Here is a 654-nt window from a genome sequence, read left to right as displayed (position 1 = left end):
TTGTTGGGAATGACCGGTTGCGTGCCTCGCGTTGCAAGGAAGTCTCGCAAAGCGTCGCTGTCGTAAGCAGTGTCTGCTGCACAGAGGCGTGTCCAAGGCAAAGGCTCGAGCAGTGGAATGGCAACAGGGGCGTCGCCGCGTTGCCCTGGCGTTATTCGCAACGCGACTGGATGGCCACAACCATCGACAACAGCATGGATTTTTGTCGCTCTGCCGCCTCGCGAGCGACCGATTGCTTCGGCATCGGCCCCCCTTTTCCGCCAGCGGCAGAGCGGTGTGCTTTTGCGGTGGTGCTGTCGATCATATGGATGTCCCGATCGCTCGATTGCACCAAAGCTTCAAACAGCCGCCGCCATATTCCTTTGGCTGACCAGCGATGGAAGCGATTGTAGACGGTTGTTGGAGGTCCGTAGCAGGCTGGACAATCCTGCCATCGGCAACCCGATCGCAGGACGTGGATGATTCCACTGATGACCCGGCGATCGTCGGTGCGATGAGCACCAGGCTGGTTGGTCGGAAGCAGTGGCGCAATCACTGCCCACTGCTGCTCATCAAGCCAGAATTCTCCTGCCATGGTCCAAAACTCCTGCTGTAGAAGGCAGTGAACCACGGAGAACCAATATGATCAACAGTCTGATTGGGGTTTGACCCTAG

At 57.8% G+C, this 654-nt stretch carries 2 protein-coding genes; both read right to left on the bottom strand.

What is annotated here, in order from left to right; genetic code table 11:
* Positions 1-233 (bottom strand): transposase (locus HWX93_RS23300; protein ID WP_176038819.1); only part of this gene is annotated, 233 nt, incomplete at its 3' end.
* Entirely contained in the window at positions 152-574 is a 423-nt protein-coding gene (locus HWX93_RS22705; RefSeq protein WP_176038818.1) for an IS5 family transposase, read from the bottom strand. The genes HWX93_RS22705 and HWX93_RS23300, both read right to left, overlap by 82 nt.
* Positions 575-654 lie beyond the last annotated feature (80 nt).

The sequence above is a fragment of the Brucella tritici genome (genome assembly GCF_902825325.1).
Lineage (GTDB): Bacteria > Pseudomonadota > Alphaproteobacteria > Rhizobiales > Rhizobiaceae > Brucella.
This window is presented reverse-complemented; position numbering and strand designations above follow the sequence as displayed.

What these genes read in the sequence shown, in the direction of transcription:
- HWX93_RS22705 (WP_176038818.1), bottom strand. Translation starts at nt 574, where the DNA reads ATGGCAGGAGAATTCTGGCTTGATGAGCAGCAGTGGGCAGTGATTGCG.